At 42.4% G+C, this 14,546-nt stretch carries 13 protein-coding genes; 1 reads left to right on the top strand and 12 read right to left on the bottom strand.

The window, feature by feature from the left end; genetic code table 11:
* Positions 1–10 precede the first annotated feature (10 nt).
* The 9 genes from G5B00_RS00945 to G5B00_RS00905 all read right to left on the bottom strand — a co-directional run bounded on the left by G5B00_RS00945 (position 11) and on the right by G5B00_RS00905 (position 11,269).
* Complete coding sequence (locus G5B00_RS00945) at positions 11–3,505, bottom strand: SusC/RagA family TonB-linked outer membrane protein (protein WP_163871370.1); 3,495 nt, start codon at positions 3,503–3,505, stop codon at positions 11–13.
* 107 nt (positions 3,506–3,612) lie between these two features.
* Positions 3,613–4,734 carry a FecR family protein gene (locus G5B00_RS18315; protein ID WP_163871369.1) on the bottom strand — a complete coding sequence of 374 codons (1,122 nt, stop codon included), beginning with the start codon at positions 4,732–4,734 and terminating at the stop codon, positions 3,613–3,615.
* 62 nt (positions 4,735–4,796) lie between these two features.
* The gene (locus G5B00_RS00935; protein WP_163871368.1) at positions 4,797–6,323 is read right to left on the bottom strand and encodes a sulfatase family protein; all 1,527 of its coding nucleotides are present in this window, start codon (positions 6,321–6,323) and stop codon (positions 4,797–4,799) included.
* Positions 6,324–6,363: 40 nt separating this feature from the next.
* Positions 6,364–7,221, bottom strand: a complete 858-nt coding sequence (locus tag G5B00_RS00930; RefSeq protein ID WP_163871367.1) for an endonuclease/exonuclease/phosphatase family protein — start codon at positions 7,219–7,221, stop codon at positions 6,364–6,366.
* A gap of 60 nt (positions 7,222–7,281) precedes the next feature.
* Positions 7,282–7,929 (bottom strand): RNA polymerase sigma factor, encoded by a 648-nt coding sequence (locus G5B00_RS00925; protein WP_205966237.1) that lies wholly within the window; start codon positions 7,927–7,929, stop codon positions 7,282–7,284.
* A gap of 144 nt (positions 7,930–8,073) precedes the next feature.
* Positions 8,074–8,532 carry a hypothetical protein gene (locus tag G5B00_RS00920; protein WP_163871365.1) on the bottom strand — a complete coding sequence of 153 codons (459 nt, stop codon included), beginning with the start codon at positions 8,530–8,532 and terminating at the stop codon, positions 8,074–8,076.
* A 104-nt stretch (positions 8,533–8,636) separates the two neighbouring features.
* Positions 8,637–8,858, bottom strand: coding sequence for a DUF2795 domain-containing protein (locus G5B00_RS00915; RefSeq protein ID WP_002996718.1), 222 nt, complete (start codon positions 8,856–8,858; stop codon positions 8,637–8,639).
* A gap of 129 nt (positions 8,859–8,987) precedes the next feature.
* Positions 8,988–9,749, bottom strand: coding sequence for a lysophospholipid acyltransferase family protein (locus G5B00_RS00910; RefSeq protein WP_163871364.1), 762 nt, complete (start codon positions 9,747–9,749; stop codon positions 8,988–8,990).
* Positions 9,750–9,898: 149 nt separating this feature from the next.
* Complete coding sequence (locus G5B00_RS00905) at positions 9,899–11,269, bottom strand: dipeptidase (protein WP_163871363.1); 1,371 nt, start codon at positions 11,267–11,269, stop codon at positions 9,899–9,901.
* 266 nt (positions 11,270–11,535) lie between these two features.
* Between G5B00_RS00905 and G5B00_RS00900 the strand changes: the two genes are divergently transcribed.
* The gene (locus G5B00_RS00900) at positions 11,536–11,832 is read left to right on the top strand and encodes a DUF3817 domain-containing protein (protein ID WP_163871362.1); all 297 of its coding nucleotides are present in this window, start codon (positions 11,536–11,538) and stop codon (positions 11,830–11,832) included.
* A gap of 89 nt (positions 11,833–11,921) precedes the next feature.
* Here G5B00_RS00900 and G5B00_RS00895 read toward each other — a convergent pair whose 3' ends face one another.
* The 3 genes from G5B00_RS00895 to G5B00_RS00885 all read right to left on the bottom strand — a co-directional run bounded on the left by G5B00_RS00895 (position 11,922) and on the right by G5B00_RS00885 (position 14,486).
* Positions 11,922–12,335, bottom strand: a complete 414-nt coding sequence (locus G5B00_RS00895) for an acyl-CoA thioesterase (RefSeq protein ID WP_163871361.1) — start codon at positions 12,333–12,335, stop codon at positions 11,922–11,924.
* A gap of 57 nt (positions 12,336–12,392) precedes the next feature.
* Complete coding sequence (gene lpdA / locus G5B00_RS00890; protein WP_163871360.1) at positions 12,393–13,799, bottom strand: dihydrolipoyl dehydrogenase; 1,407 nt, start codon at positions 13,797–13,799, stop codon at positions 12,393–12,395.
* Positions 13,800–13,949: 150 nt separating this feature from the next.
* A complete protein-coding gene (locus G5B00_RS00885; RefSeq protein ID WP_163871359.1) occupies positions 13,950–14,486 on the bottom strand; it encodes a plastocyanin/azurin family copper-binding protein in 537 nt (178 codons plus the stop codon).
* Positions 14,487–14,546 lie beyond the last annotated feature (60 nt).

Here is a 14,546-nt window from a genome sequence, read left to right as displayed (position 1 = left end):
ATCATCCCTTTTAGAATTCTAGATTTAAACTTGCACCAAAAGATCGTGTGGAGGGGAATTGCCCTATTTCTATCCCCGGCAATACCTGTGCACTGTTCAAGGTTGCTGTTTCGGGGTCAAACAACGGGAAGCGGGTGAATACCAAAAGATCCCTGCCTGTCAGTGTGATGTTCGCACTTTTGATTGCATGCCATTTGATGAATTTTTTTGGTAGCTTGTAACCGATGCTTACCTCTCTCAATTTCATATAAGTCGCTGAGAATACGTGGGGTTCCAATACGGCAGAATGATAATATTGATTGTAGTAGAGGGCTGCGGGTACTCTCACCGTGTTTGGTGAATAGGTTCCATCCGGATTTTCTACCACTCCTTGACCGATGATCCCTGTTTCTCTACCGGGCAATGTATTCTTTAGCTTTCCGGAAGAAGACAACTGGGCATGTGAATGTGACATCATGTTGCCACCGACTTTTGCATCCAACATAAAGCTGGCCGTCACGCCTCTCCAACTGAAACTATTTTTCATACTTGCCGTAAAATCTGGATTGGTATTTCCGAAATTTTGGACCGTATCTGTATAGACCGGCAAGCCGTTATTGAAGATTTGTTGTCCATCCGGGGACCTTTTGAATGCTATTCCGTAGAGTTGACCCAATGGCTTTCCTTCTTCGGCTACTAAGTATGTGTTGGACCAGGCTCCGTACAAGGTCAATCTTTTTTCTGCTCCCAATGCAGAAGATACATCTACGACCTTATTTCTGTTGGCTGCCCAGTTGATATTGACATCCCATTTTAATCCATTGTTTTTTTGGATTGGTGTAGCTTTGAACTGCACCTCTATTCCCTTGTTTTCAACCTTTCCGACATTGGTCATAGCCGTATTGAAACCACTGGATTGATCTACAGGTAAGTTGATGATCTGATTTCGGGTACTTCCTTTGTACAAGGCGACATCCAATCCTAAACGTCCTTTAAATAGCCGCAAATCAAAACCTGTTTCGTAAGCATCCGTAAACTGGGGTTTTAAATCGGCATTTGGCAATACGCCCGGTGTGTTTAATGAGCCTGTAAAATCAGTTCTATAATAATTCATCAGGAAGGCATACGGATCTTTGGAATCAACACCTGTAGAGGCAAACGAACCTCTGACTTTGGCCAAAGAAATCCATCGTGGCATGGCAAACACTTCGTTAAGCAGTATGCTGGTATTGATGCTTGGGTAGAAGAAAGAAGAATTGTGTGATGGTAAGGTTGATGACCAATCATTACGTCCTGTCAGCTCCACAAAATATTTGCCTCTGAAATCAAGATTGACAATACCGTACAGGCTGTTGACCATAAAACGGTGTTTATCACTCCTGCTTATGACCGGATCTTTGCTATTGGCGATATTGTACACATTGGGCAGTGTCAATTTGTCTGCCATGAGATTGTCGAATTTATAATCGTTGAAGCGTTGGTTTCCCCCTATGCTTGCCGTATATTTTAATCCGGGGATCGCTCCTTTGTATTTTAATAGGAAATCGGTGTTTGCTTCTAGTCTGAATACATTTTGCTGACGGTACATACCTTCTTTCCAGCGATAGGTACTGTGCGGGCGTTGCTGTTGGCGATATTCATAGCTCATATCTGTGCCGGAGCGTAAACTAAAATCCAGGTTGTCACTTATTTTGGCAGTTGCCTGTATGTTTCCGATCACGTTATGCCGGTCGCTGGCGTTGGTCATATCGTACGCCACCACATAAGGATTGTCCAAAGCACCCCAAAACGGAGAAAATTCTTTTATGCCTTCCTGTCCGGGAACCCACCTCTGCTTGTACCAATCCATATTAATATTGGGTGTCTGCCAGATCATGAAGTACATGATCGTCTGGTTGTTGTACCCTTGACTTGGCAGATTATCCGTGAATTTTCTGTTATAATTGGCTTTTCCGTTGAGTGTGATACGAGAAGATATTTTTCTATTGCCTGCCAAGCCCAGTGTGATCCGTTCGAATCCGGTATTGGGTATGATCCACTCATTCTTATAGTAAGTGGCGGATGCCCTGAAACCTTCTCCAGCGACCGCTACAGACGTATTAGAAGAGGTAGCCGGTTGAAAAAAGCCACTATAAGCATTTTTTTGCGGAACCCAAGGCATACGTTCCGTTCTAGGCGCAGTGACGGGATCCGAATAGGTTTCGGTATCGTAAGGGGAATGGTATTGGAAATAGGGCTGTCCTAAAAAACGAGCTCCCCAGGCTGCAGGTGTTCCTCTCGTGCTGTTGCCATCCACACTGTTGCCGTAGGAATACCAATCTACGCCAATCGATCCTTGACCGTATTCCCATTGATAGTCTGGGTAATTGTTGACGTAGGAACGTGTCAGGTGCGTGTTGACGTAGATACCTAATCCCGGTGTTTTTTTGCCTGATTTTGTGGTGATGATAATGGCTCCATTGGATGCTCTCGATCCGTATAAGGCGGCAGCTCCAGGTCCTTTCAGCACGGAAATATTTTCTATATCTTCTGGATTTAAGTCGCTCAAAGAGCTTCCAAAATCGACCGGATTATCTGAATCTATGATTGGTCCGTCTCCTGTCCCGGTCTGCGACGAACTTATCGGAATACCATCTACGACGATCAAAGCTCCACTGCCACCCAGAGCGAGGACATTGTCTCCTCTTAGTACCACGTCGCTGGTCCCCACCGGACCTCCGATTTTATTGAGGTTTAAGCCGGCTACTTTGCCGGAGAGCGCATTGATCCAGTTGCTTGTGGGCGATTGAGAAACCTCTATGCCATCTATTTTCTGTACGGCATATCCCAACGATTTTTCTTCTCTTTCTATCCCTAAGGCAGTGACGACTACTTCGTTGATCTCTTGCACATCAGGCTGTAATCTGAACTCGACAGTAGTAGATTTGCCTGCGATGACTTTGACCTCTCTACGTGTCTGGGAAGCATACGATACAAAACTGGCTTCCAGGGTATAGGTGCCGGCTGGAAGAGAGATGTTAAAGATTCCCTGCTCGTTGGTGACGACGTTGCGGTTGAGCTCTACGACCTTGATGCCCGCTGCTGACAAGACTTCGTTTTTTTCATCAAAGACTTTTCCTGTCAATAATCCGGGGCCTTGTTGTGCATTTTTGGTAGAGGTTTCCGAAACTGGAAATACCGAAATCTGCTTACCACTTATTTTGTAGGCAAATGCTGTGTTTTTGAGGGTTTCGCTTAGAATTTCTGGAACACTTTTTTGTACAAAATTCACATTTACAGTAGAAGAAAGCTTCGCAATCTTGCCTTCTTCATAAAAGATTTTGTAATCGCTCATGTTTTGGATATACTCAAATACATCCTTAATTTTCCCATTTTTAATCTGGAACGAGAGCTTGGTTTGGGAGTAGGTTTTGCCGTAGACACTGACCATGGTCATAAAAAATATCAGGGACATAACCTTGATAATGCGCGCAAAACTTACTCCATTTCTTTTCAGAAAGTGTTGGTTGATGCTTGTTTTTTGCATAACTTAGGTAACTTTTTTAATTATTTCGGATAATTAATAAATTGTATTCTCGATGGAAGATGTTAGCCGCATCTTCCATTATTATCATTCAATGGTCTATCGCCTCACTATCTTAATATCCACCCCCTTTCTGTTTTCTCGGCTGTATAACCCGTAGTCAATGCGATGGCGTCCATCACTTCTCTGAGGTCTGTCTGCAGATCAAGACGTCCTGAGAAATACCGCTCTCCATCATTGATGTCGAGCTGTATCGGTACATTATAATATCTTATTAAGGTTTTGATGACATATGTGATGGATTGGTTTTGCATATATAGATAGCCTTCCTTCCATGAGGTGTAGGTCTCTGTCTTTACAACGGATCGGACAAATGAGCTACCGGCTTCATGTACCGCCATTTGCGTTGGTTTTAGCTGTGTCATGATCTTCGGTTGGTTCATATCGCTCAAAGCTACAGAACCCTCTACCAAGACTGTACTCATCGTTGTCTCGTCTTCGTAAGCTCTTACATTGAAGGAAGTCCCTAATACTTTGACATCTACATTTTTTGCATAGACGTGAAAGGGTTTTGCCGCATTGTGCGAAACATCAAAGAAGGCCTCTCCCTGTAAGAAAACTTCTCGCCTATCCCCATTGAAAGTGTTTGGATATACCAAACGGGAACCTGAGTTTAACCATACTTTTGTGCCGTCTGCGAGCTGTACCTCGGCTCGTCTCCCATAGGGGACGGCCAAGGTGCTGTAAGCATCTTTTGCTGTTTCTATTTTTTGCTTTTCATCTCCCTGACCGGTGTTTACAAAAAACTCATCACTTTCGTAATGGATATTGGCATTACCTTTCAAATCCAGTGTTTTGTCGTGATCCAAGATCAAACGGGTTTCTTTGAGATTGCTGATATCTGCATCAAGCGATTTGGCGTAGGACAAAAGTTCTTGCCGAGTGTCTGGTTTTGTTTTGTTGGTATAAAAGAAAACTGCTGTTCCCACCAATAAAATAACTGCGGCAGCGGCTGCACGGAAGAAAAACAACCGTTTGATTTTGTGATTATCCAAGTTGATTTTTCGATATAATCCTGCTTTCAATTGTTGGTTTTTATTATTCCAGGTGTACTCGGCACGGCCATCGTCTTCGTTCAATCGGTTATACCATTGCTCTACTATTCTGGTTTCTTCTTCAGAACATTTACCTTGAAGGTATTTTTCGATCAATTTTTCTAATTGAGGATTCACTGCTTTTCTGTGCTTATATTAAAGAGACAACGTTGCTCGCCGAAAGTACTAGACGTACTTATTTATTCTTTTACATTTTTAGGATCTCCGACTAGGGCACGGTGTCTGTCGATCATCTTTTTGAGTATGTCTGGATGAGTTTTGGCCAGATTATTTTGCTGTCCTATATCGTTCTTGATATTATAGAGTTGATACTCCGGGGAATTGCCTCGTTCAATATTTGTTGTTTTTGTCACAGCAGGTCCATCATAGGGCGGTATCATGACCCAGTCGCCTTGGAGTAAGGCGGTTTTGGTCAATGATTCCAAAATAAGTTCGTTTCGTCCTTTTTCGCTCTTTCCTAATAATGCATTCAGTATATTCTGACTATCGGTCTGTTCATGTGTTATATTTAGCATCTTTCCTAGGGATGTCATTAAGTCCATTTGACAAATGAGGGCATCTGACACGCCCGGTTTTATAGTCTGTTTCCATTGCACGATGAAAGGTACTCTTGTGCCTGCTTCGTAAAGGCTGGTTTTTCCGCCTCTGAATGGTCCCCAAGGCTTATGGTCTCCCAATCGTTCTACCGCGTCGTCATAATAACCGTCATTCAGTACTGGACCATTATCGCTTGAAAAGATAATTAAAGTGTTTTCGATCAGCCCCTCTTCTTCCAAAGTTTTCATAAATTCACCGATACACCAATCTGCTTCTAAAATCACATCTCCACGTGGCCCCAGACCGGACATGCCTTCAAATCTTTTGTGTGGAGTACGGGGCACATGCGGCTGATGCATAGCATAATAAAGAAAAAACGGCTTATTTTTATGTTGCCTTACATATTCTTGGGCTTTATTAAGAAATACATCTGCTAGATCTTCATCTATCCATTTTGCTTTTGTCCCTCCTTTCATAAAACCTATACGGGGTATACCATTCGTAATGCTGTTGTTGTGACCATGGTGGTACTTTATCCGCATGAGCTCAGGGTTGTTTAATCCGGTAGGTTCTCCTTCAAAATTTTTCGTATAGTCCACTTCAATAGGATCGTCGGCTTCTAGTCCTACTACATTCCCGTTTTCTATCAGGACGGTAGGGACTCTGTCTTGTGTCGCAGCCATAATAAAAGAATAGTCAAAGCCGACCTCATTGGGTCCGGGACGTATGTGTTTATTCCAGTCTATTTTTCCTTTACCAAGTCCCAAATGCCATTTGCCAACGATTCCGGTATGGTAGTCGGCCTGTTTTAATATTTTGGGTAGGGTTTGTTGCTGTGTGTCGATAAGCAAAGGAGCATCGCCCGGCAAAATTTTAGCTTCTTTGTTTCTCCAAGGGTACATCCCTGTCAACATGGCATAACGACTGGGGGTACAAGTAGAAGATGTCGAACGTCCGTTGGTAAAACGAATACCGTTTTTTGCCAATAGGTCTATATGGGGTGTCTTCAATGCTGTAGCACCATATGCACTTACATCTCCATAGCCGAGATCATCTAGATAGATGATGACAATATTGGGACGATTGGACTTTTTTTGCTCCTTGGAAACATGACTATATGCTGTATTGCATAAAATAAGAAGCAAAAAAAAGGCGAGTATTATTTTCATGGGGTATCAAATCTAAATAGTACAATAATCTGTTTTTGTATTAAGGAAGCCCTATCTCTAACATAATCGGAAAATGGTCTGACGGATACATTCCTTTGTAGGAATCTGTCAGAATGCGATAGCTTTTTATGTCTAAGGCCGGGCTTAGGGAAACATAGATGTGATCTATGCGATTGGTCCCTTTCAATTCGGCTCTATATCCATTGAAAGTCGGGGTATTTCTGTTTCGTATCCTTTTTGCCAGATGATAGCTGTCTTTGACCAGTCCCGATTCATTTAGGACTTTGTAGTTGTCATGATGTTGGTTTGTGTTGAAATCACCGGTCACGAAGAGGGGATACCCATCGGCGATCTCCTTGATTTTGGAAAGTAACAATTTAGGACTTTCACGTCTTGCAATGACCCCTTTGTGGTCGAAATGTATGTTGAAGAAAAAGAATTCTTTTCCTTCCTTTTTTTCCTTGAATTTGACCCATGTACATATCCTGTTGGAATGTGCATCCCAACCTCGTCCAGGTTTATCGGGTGTTTCAGAGAACCAGAATGTTCCCCAGTCCAGTACATCAAATTTTTCCTTTTTATAGAATATAGGTGTGTAATGGCCTTTCAATATGTTGGTAGTCCCCCTGATATTGATTCCTATATAGGCATAGTCTGGGATTTGGGGCATGAGGTCGTTCAACTGTGCTAAGTAAGGTTCCTGTCCTCCGACGATGTCAAACTGATATTTATTGAATATATAAACTACACCTGGAAGTCTTTTTTTCCAAGTATTTACGCTATCCCGAGGATTGTCATATTGGATGTTGTAACTCGCGATTTTCAGTTTAGCGGTTTGTGCAGAAAGTTGTGATTGACCGATAAGAAAAAGGGTAAGCAAAAATAGTAATCGTCTCATTTGAGTTCTTTAGATTTATGTTGTTTTTAATCAAAGAGACAAAACGAGTGTAGGAAAGTACTATAGGAAAAATAAAAAAGTATGTAATTTTTCTAAAAACAGGCGTAATCGCCTATTGGCTGTGCTGAGTTGATTCTTGACCGTTTGTTCGGAGATGTTGAGTTGAGAGGATATTTCGGATATGGACAGCCCGTCTTCTTTCCTGAGTCTCCAGATCCGGTGCATTTTTTCGGGTAGACGGTTGATCTCCGATGTTACCAGTTTGGATATACCTATGATGTCTGTTTCTCTTGCCAAGTCGGTATCTTCATGCGAAAGTGATTTTGTGTAGTCCAGCGCTCTTTTTTCTCGATTGTTGGTCTGTAGCAGATGATTTAGGATGTGGTTTCTGAGGGAGGTAAACAGAAAAGCTTTGAAGGAGGTGTTTACGGAGATATTTTCTTTTTTTCGCCATATTGAAGCAAAAAAATCCTGAAAAACATCATCTACTTCGTCTTTATTTTTGATTTTTTTGTAAATTGTATAGTAGACCGCTTCTGAATATCTTGCATATAGCTCGTCGAAAGCAGTCATAGACCCTTTGGACATTTCGCTGAAAAGCAATATTTCTTCTTCGTGGTCGTTTACCATTGTTGTTTCTCCTAAAACAAGATTGCTCCTCTTATTACAGAGATCAGACACATCTTCACCTCCGTTGCAAAAAGACATGTTTGATGTTAAGTTTTGATTAGCTTAGCTTCATGTTTTGGTTAAATATACAAACATGAGGAGCACTGCAACGTAGACAAACTTAGATAAATTTTACTTTATTTACAATAAGGAGGGGGTGAGAGATTTTTTATGGATACTTGTTTAATACCTTACAAAATGCGCTTTTCTACCCCCTTTGGAGACCAAGGTAAAAGAGCCTATTTTGTTGTTTTCGACATATACAGCCAACATTTGTCGTTTTCTGTAGTGTAGGAAATACATGTTTTGGGTGTCCAGATTCTCAGGGTCGATATCATTTATTTCCTTGCGAGGCATATTGCTATAGGGGGTATAGGTGATCTCGTCGGTACGTTTGGTCATCAGATTGATGCGTACTTCCTGAAGGCTAACCTCAAGATAATCGTACAGCTCGTCCGAAGGATTCTGGATGATGAGGTGTTGGCTCAATACGATGTCAATGGCTTTGCTATCATCTGCAAGATCTGCAATGAAGGATTGGATCATCGCTATATCCTTAGCATGGTCTTTGGAAGCTATGCTTTGTGCGGATAGTGAAGTCGTCAATAGTCCCAGCAGGATAAATGATAGTAATGGCCTCATTGTTTGCATGTATTTACTATTCCGACTTCGGAACGGGTCAAAGGATTAATTTACGGCATAAAATAAAAATCGCACTTATTTTGAAGTGCGATTTTTATAAATTCTTAATACTCATCTTCGTTGAAAAAGAAATCATCTTTCGTCGGATAGTCTGGCCAGATTTCCTCAATGTTTTCGTAGGGCTCTCCATCATCTTCCAAAGCTTGGAGGTTTTCGATGACCTCCACAGGAGCACCAGAACGAATTGCATAATCGATCAGCTCATCTTTAGTAGCTGGCCATGGTGCATCTTCCAAATGCGATGCTAATTCTAGAGTCCAATACATAGTCTTAACAAATTATGTTTTTACTTTTTCGCAAAAATAGCATTTAATTTAATTAAAACAAGCGATTTGTGTTTCTTTTAGAAAGAATGTGTTTAAGTGTCTTTATGTCAGTGTGTTGTGTTGTTTTAATTATATGTTTTTTACATTTTCGTGAAGATTGCCGGTTTTCCAATGTTCGCGCATGGCGATGTACATGTCTGTCTGTAATTTTTCTCTTGCTTCTGCACTGATGTCGCGGGTGTCGATAGGGGGGAGGATCGAGATATGGATGGTACCGGGGCGGGATCCATATTTCTTTCCTTCATCCCATAATACTCGCCATGCATCATGGATGACTATGGGAAGGATCTGCACATGGTTTTCGATGGCTAAGCGAAAAGGGCCTGATTTGAACCCATGGAGTTGAGGAGGATATTCGTCGTCGATCCTTCCTTCGGGAAAAATGACGACAGATTTTCCTTCTTTGATCAATATATCGGCTCGTTTGAAAGCCTTGAATGCGGATATTTTGCTTTGTCGGTTGACGGCAATATCAATGGTTTTGAAAAATATCCGTGTGACGGGGTTCTTTAATAATTCTACCTTTCCCATGAAAGAGAATTGCTGTGGACAGGTATAATTGATAGCTGTAATGTCCAGTATAGAGGTGTGATTGGGACAGATAACATAAGGTTTGGACCAATCGATAGGAACTTCTTCACGTACTTGGAAGCGTATGCCCACTGTAGTAGTAGCAAAGAGGCTAATCCACTTACGGAAAAAAACGATTTGTCTGAAGTACTTTTGGGGATTTCGGGTATAGAAGTATAAAAGAGGAAAGGCTAGGATGAAATAAAAGAGTACGGATGCAAAATATAGTATGGTGTGTATTTTTCTGAAAAAGTGTGCCATAATAATTTTTTATCCAAAACCTACCTTACTTACGCTGGCGCACGACTCCTGTCGTGTGCCCTTACTTAATTGATCGGGCACGAGAGAGGACTCTCGCGCCAGCGGTGTCGTCAGAATGACAACGCTTTTTAGCCTCCCACTTTATTTCACTATTTACTTAATTCTGCATAGTACTTGTGAAAAAGCGGGATAGTTTCTATCCCTTTCAGATAATTCTCTATACCGTATTTCTCGTTTGGCGAATGCAGGTTGTCGCTGTCTAAGCCAAATCCCAAGAGTACAGTTTTGATGCCCAGTTCTTTTTCGAAAAGTGCTACGATTGGGATGGAGCCTCCTCCACGTGTTGGGATAGGCTTTTTGTTGAATGTCTCTTCCAATGCTTTTTCAGCGGCCTTGTAGGCAATACTGTCCGTAGGAGTGACGACTGGCTCTCCGCCATGATGCGGTTTTACCTCTACCTTTACGGATTTGGGAGCTATACCCTCGAAATGCTTTTTGAACAATTGTGTGATTCTTTCGGAATTTTGATTAGGCACGAGACGCATGGAGATCTTTGCAAATGCCTTGGAAGGCAACACGGTCTTGGCTCCTTCACCAATGTACCCGCCCCAGATACCATTTACTTCCAATGTTGGGCGAACGCCTGTATGTTCGATGGAAGTATAGCCTTTTTCGCCCCAAAGTTCCTCTACACCAAGATCTGTCTTATATTCTTCGATGTCAAAAGGGGCTTCGTTTAGTGCTTGTCTTTCTTCGGCTGTCAGTTCGACAACATCGTCATAAAATCCGGGGATAGTGATGTGATTGTTTTCATCGTGCAATGAGGCGATCATTTGTGCCAATATCGTTGCAGGATTACCTACTGCACCTCCATAAACACCTGAATGCAGGTCACGGTTTGGCCCCGTGACTTCGACTTCTACATAGGACAGACCACGAAGTCCTGTTTCCAAAGAGGGGTTTTCCAGGCTGATCATGGAAGTATCCGAGATGACGATGACATCGGCTTTCAGACGTTCCTTATTCTCTTTGACATAAATGCCCAGATTGGCAGAGCCGACCTCTTCTTCGCCTTCAATCATGAATTTCACATTGCAGGCCAATTGGTTTTCTCTGACCATATATTCAAAGGCTTTCACGTGCATGTAAAACTGTCCTTTGTCGTCGGCTGCACCACGGGCGTATATTTTGCCATCACGCACGGTTGGTTCAAATGGCGGTGTGTTCCAAAGTTCCAGAGGATCTGCAGGTTGTACATCATAGTGACCATATACGAGTACTGTCGGCAACGAGGGGTCAAATATCTTTTCTCCGTAGACGATAGGATAACCGGCAGTCGGACATATTTCTACATTCTCGGCTCCGGCTTCTTTCAGTTTATTGGCCACATATTCAGCAGTGCTTAGTACACCTTCCTTGAATTGAGGATCTGCACTTACTGAAGGGAAACGCAATAATTCGAATAGTTCGTTCAAGAAGCGGTCTTTATGGGCTTCTACGTAATCTTTGATGTTCTGCATGTCAAATTTGTTTTTTTACATAACAAAGGTAGTAAACCTATAAGGTTTTTTTATAATTTACGATTTTTGATTTACGAATTATGAATTCATCCTATGTTAGCGCACGAATCCCTTCGTGTGCTTGAAGAGTATAGGCACACGAAAGGATTCGTGCGCTAGCGAGAGGTTTGGGTTGTTTGTCAATCCAAAGTCAATTAACCAAAGGGATTCCGTATGCTGTGGATTATTGATCTATTTTTGCGGCAGATCAATCCATAGAAAATAATATGTTAAGAATATTTCAACAAATTGCCCTTTGGGAAGCTATTTCTACTGTTATCCTGTTTTTTATAGCTATGCCGCTAAAGTATTTTGCTGATATCCCCGAAGCTGTACGCATTGCAGGTTCTATTCACGGATTTTTAGTCGTTCTATTTGTGATCTTTCTGGTCATGTGTTGGCAAAGTTACGGTTGGAAATTCTCCAGGGTAGCCACATATTTTGTCCTGTCTTTGATCCCGATTGTATCTTTTTGGATCGAGCGTGATGTGAAGCGTGAAATAGCTTTAGGTTCCGGGCGGTAGGGTAGGCTTTAGGCTGTAAACTCTAGGCTAATCGCTTATGGACCTATAATCTAAAGCATATAACAGCCTACGGCATATAGCCTAGATCTTTAATCCTTTCTCCGTCCGTCTGGTAAATTTTCTATGCTCATATAAGCATATGTGATTTCTGTCTTGCCGTGGGGTACAGGGTTTCCTTCTGTATCCAGATTGACAAAGACCAATCTGTCAATCGAAAGTATCGTTTTTCGGGTGATTTTGTTTCTTACTTCGCACGTTAGGGTGATGGATGTCCTTCCGAAGTGTGTTGCTGTGATGCCCAATTCGATGATATCCCCTTGTTTGGCTGAGCTGACAAAATTGATCTCAGAGATATACTTAGTCACGACATGGGGGTTGCCCAATTGTACAATAGCGTAGATAACGGCTTCTTCGTCTATCCAACTCAATAGCCTGCCACCAAACAGTGAACCATTTGGGTTGAGATCTTCGGGTTTGACCCATTTTCTGGTGTGAAAATTCATAATTAAAATACGATTGGGTTATTAAAAAAAGAGACGCGATCAAATCGCGTCTCTACTTTAAGCGTGTATTGCTCTATTTGCGGTGGCTGCCAGTGCAGCTTCTTTGAATGCTTCCGTATAGGTAGGGTGGGCATGGCATATGCGTCCGATGTCTTCGGCTGATGCGCGATATTCCATCGCGACGACGGCTTCGGCAATCATATCGGCAGCACGTGGGCCTATCATGTGTACACCCAGTATTTCGTCTGTGTCGGCATCGGCCAGTACTTTGATGAAGCCATCGGTATCACCGGAGGCTTTGGCACGACCGGAGGCCTTGAAAGAGAATGAACCGGATTTGTATTTTTTGCCGGCTTCTTTCAATTGCTCTTCCGTTTGGCCCACGGAGGCTACTTCGGGCCAGGTATATACGACACCAGGGATCAGATTGTAGTCGATATGTGGTTTTTGGCCGGCAATACGTTCGGCTACATAGATACCTTCGTCTTCGGCTTTGTGTGCCAACATAGCACCTTTGACGACGTCACCAATAGCATAAACCCCCTCTACAGCTGTCTCCAAATGTTCGTTGACGGGGATTTTATTGCCTCTCTCTTCAGGTGTGATACCTATGTTTTCCAGACCAAGATCTTTTGTATAGGCTATTCGCCCCACAGATACGATACAGTAATCTCCATCGAATGTAACGGGCTGACCTTTGCTGTCTTCTGCGGTGACGGTTACTTTTTTACCTTTTGCGGTAGCTCCTGTCACCTTATGGCCCAAGAAGAACTCCATGCCCAGGGATTTTTTGAGTACCCTTTGCAATTCTTTGCCCAAACCGCCATCCATCGTGCTGATAATGGATTTTGCAAATTCAACGACAGAAACTTTCGCTCCCAAACGGGCATATACCGATCCGAGTTCGAGACCGATGACGCCTCCTCCGATAACGATGAGGTGCTTGGGTACTTCAGTAAGATTTAAGGCTTCTGTAGAGGTGATGATTCGTTTTTTGTCAATAGGAAGGAAAGGTAGTGCAGTAGGTTTGGAACCTGTAGCGATGATAATATTCTTTCCTTTGATCTCTTCGGTCTTGCCGTCGTTTTTGGTAATCTTGATCGTGTTTTTGTCGATAAAGGATCCTGTGCCTTCATAGGTGTCGACTTTGTTCTTTTTGAAAAGAAAAGTAATGCCGGCCGTGTTTTGGGCAATTACTTCATTCTTGCGATCGATCATCTTTTGGACGTCGATTTTGAGATTACTCAACGATATACCGTGATCGGCAAAGGCGTGAGCCGCATTGTGGTAATGCTCGGAGGTATCCAACAGTGCTTTGGAAGGTATACACCCTACATTCAGACAGGTCCCCCCAAAGGTGCTGTATTTTTCGATTACAGCGGTCTTCAGCCCCAATTGGGCACAACGGATAGCGGCTACATAACCGCCCGGACCACTGCCTATTACTATGACATCGTATTGCATTTGTACAGATTTAAAACTTTGCTGCAAAGTTAAGACTTATCTGTAAGGAATGCTAGAATATTGTGGTAAAAAACAGAGAGGATAAAATAGCAAAAAGCCTTGGTAGGTTTTGATATCCTGCCAAGGCTTTGTCGTGATATTTTTTGTTGATTATTCTGCAACAATTTTTCCTTGCATCACACCGTAGTGACCAGGAAAGCTACAGATGAAAGGATAGACACCTTTTTCCAACGTGAACGTGATTTTATCTTCTTCACCAGGTCCTAAAAGTTTCGTGTGTGCTACGACGGAGGATAAAGATGATTTTGGAATATATTCATTGTCGGCCGCAGCTGCAGCTTCGCCACCGAAAGTGGGTAGGTCTACGTTAGGTTGGAGAACAACAAAGTTATGTCCCATGGACTCTTTTGGCATCTCACCGACATTTTTAAGGGTCAATTCTACAGGCTCTCCTGCTTTGACACGGATGAGGTCGGTATTGAACTTCATTTGGTCATTGCCTTCTACTGTCCACGTGTTGGATAGGGTTACATTTTCGATACCTGGCACAGTTTCGGTTGCTGTAGCCTCTTCGGTCGTTTCTTCCGTTGTTGCTTGGCTATCCGTGTTATTGGAAGTGGAAGAATTGTTGCAGGCAACGAATGTCAATCCAAGTGCTAAAAAAGGAATTACAAATAATTTTTTCATGTTTTTTATCTTTAGTTTAACGGCCATAAAGTTACATTATTATTTTGGTAATGCCATATG

The sequence above is a fragment of the Parapedobacter sp. SGR-10 genome (assembly GCF_011030405.1).
Classification (GTDB): domain Bacteria; phylum Bacteroidota; class Bacteroidia; order Sphingobacteriales; family Sphingobacteriaceae; genus Sphingobacterium.
Note: the sequence above shows the minus strand (reverse complement) of the source record. Positions and strands in the feature narration are given on the sequence as shown.

Bases quoted from the DNA above. Each gene is read 5' to 3' on its own strand.
- G5B00_RS00945 (WP_163871370.1), bottom strand. From the start codon at position 3,505: ATGCAAAAAACAAGCATCAACCAACACTTTCTGAAAAGAAATGGAGTA.
- G5B00_RS00935 (WP_163871368.1), bottom strand. From the start codon at position 6,323: ATGAAAATAATACTCGCCTTTTTTTTGCTTCTTATTTTATGCAATACA.
- G5B00_RS00930 (WP_163871367.1), bottom strand. From the start codon at position 7,221: ATGAGACGATTACTATTTTTGCTTACCCTTTTTCTTATCGGTCAATCA.
- G5B00_RS00925 (WP_205966237.1), bottom strand. From the start codon at position 7,929: ATGTCTTTTTGCAACGGAGGTGAAGATGTGTCTGATCTCTGTAATAAG.
- G5B00_RS00920 (WP_163871365.1), bottom strand. From the start codon at position 8,532: ATGAGGCCATTACTATCATTTATCCTGCTGGGACTATTGACGACTTCA.
- G5B00_RS00915 (WP_002996718.1), bottom strand. From the start codon at position 8,858: ATGTATTGGACTCTAGAATTAGCATCGCATTTGGAAGATGCACCATGG.
- G5B00_RS00910 (WP_163871364.1), bottom strand. From the start codon at position 9,749: ATGGCACACTTTTTCAGAAAAATACACACCATACTATATTTTGCATCC.
- G5B00_RS00905 (WP_163871363.1), bottom strand. From the start codon at position 11,269: ATGCAGAACATCAAAGATTACGTAGAAGCCCATAAAGACCGCTTCTTG.
- G5B00_RS00900 (WP_163871362.1), top strand. From the start codon at position 11,536: ATGTTAAGAATATTTCAACAAATTGCCCTTTGGGAAGCTATTTCTACT.
- G5B00_RS00895 (WP_163871361.1), bottom strand. From the start codon at position 12,335: ATGAATTTTCACACCAGAAAATGGGTCAAACCCGAAGATCTCAACCCA.
- lpdA (WP_163871360.1), bottom strand. From the start codon at position 13,799: ATGCAATACGATGTCATAGTAATAGGCAGTGGTCCGGGCGGTTATGTA.
- G5B00_RS00885 (WP_163871359.1), bottom strand. From the start codon at position 14,486: ATGAAAAAATTATTTGTAATTCCTTTTTTAGCACTTGGATTGACATTC.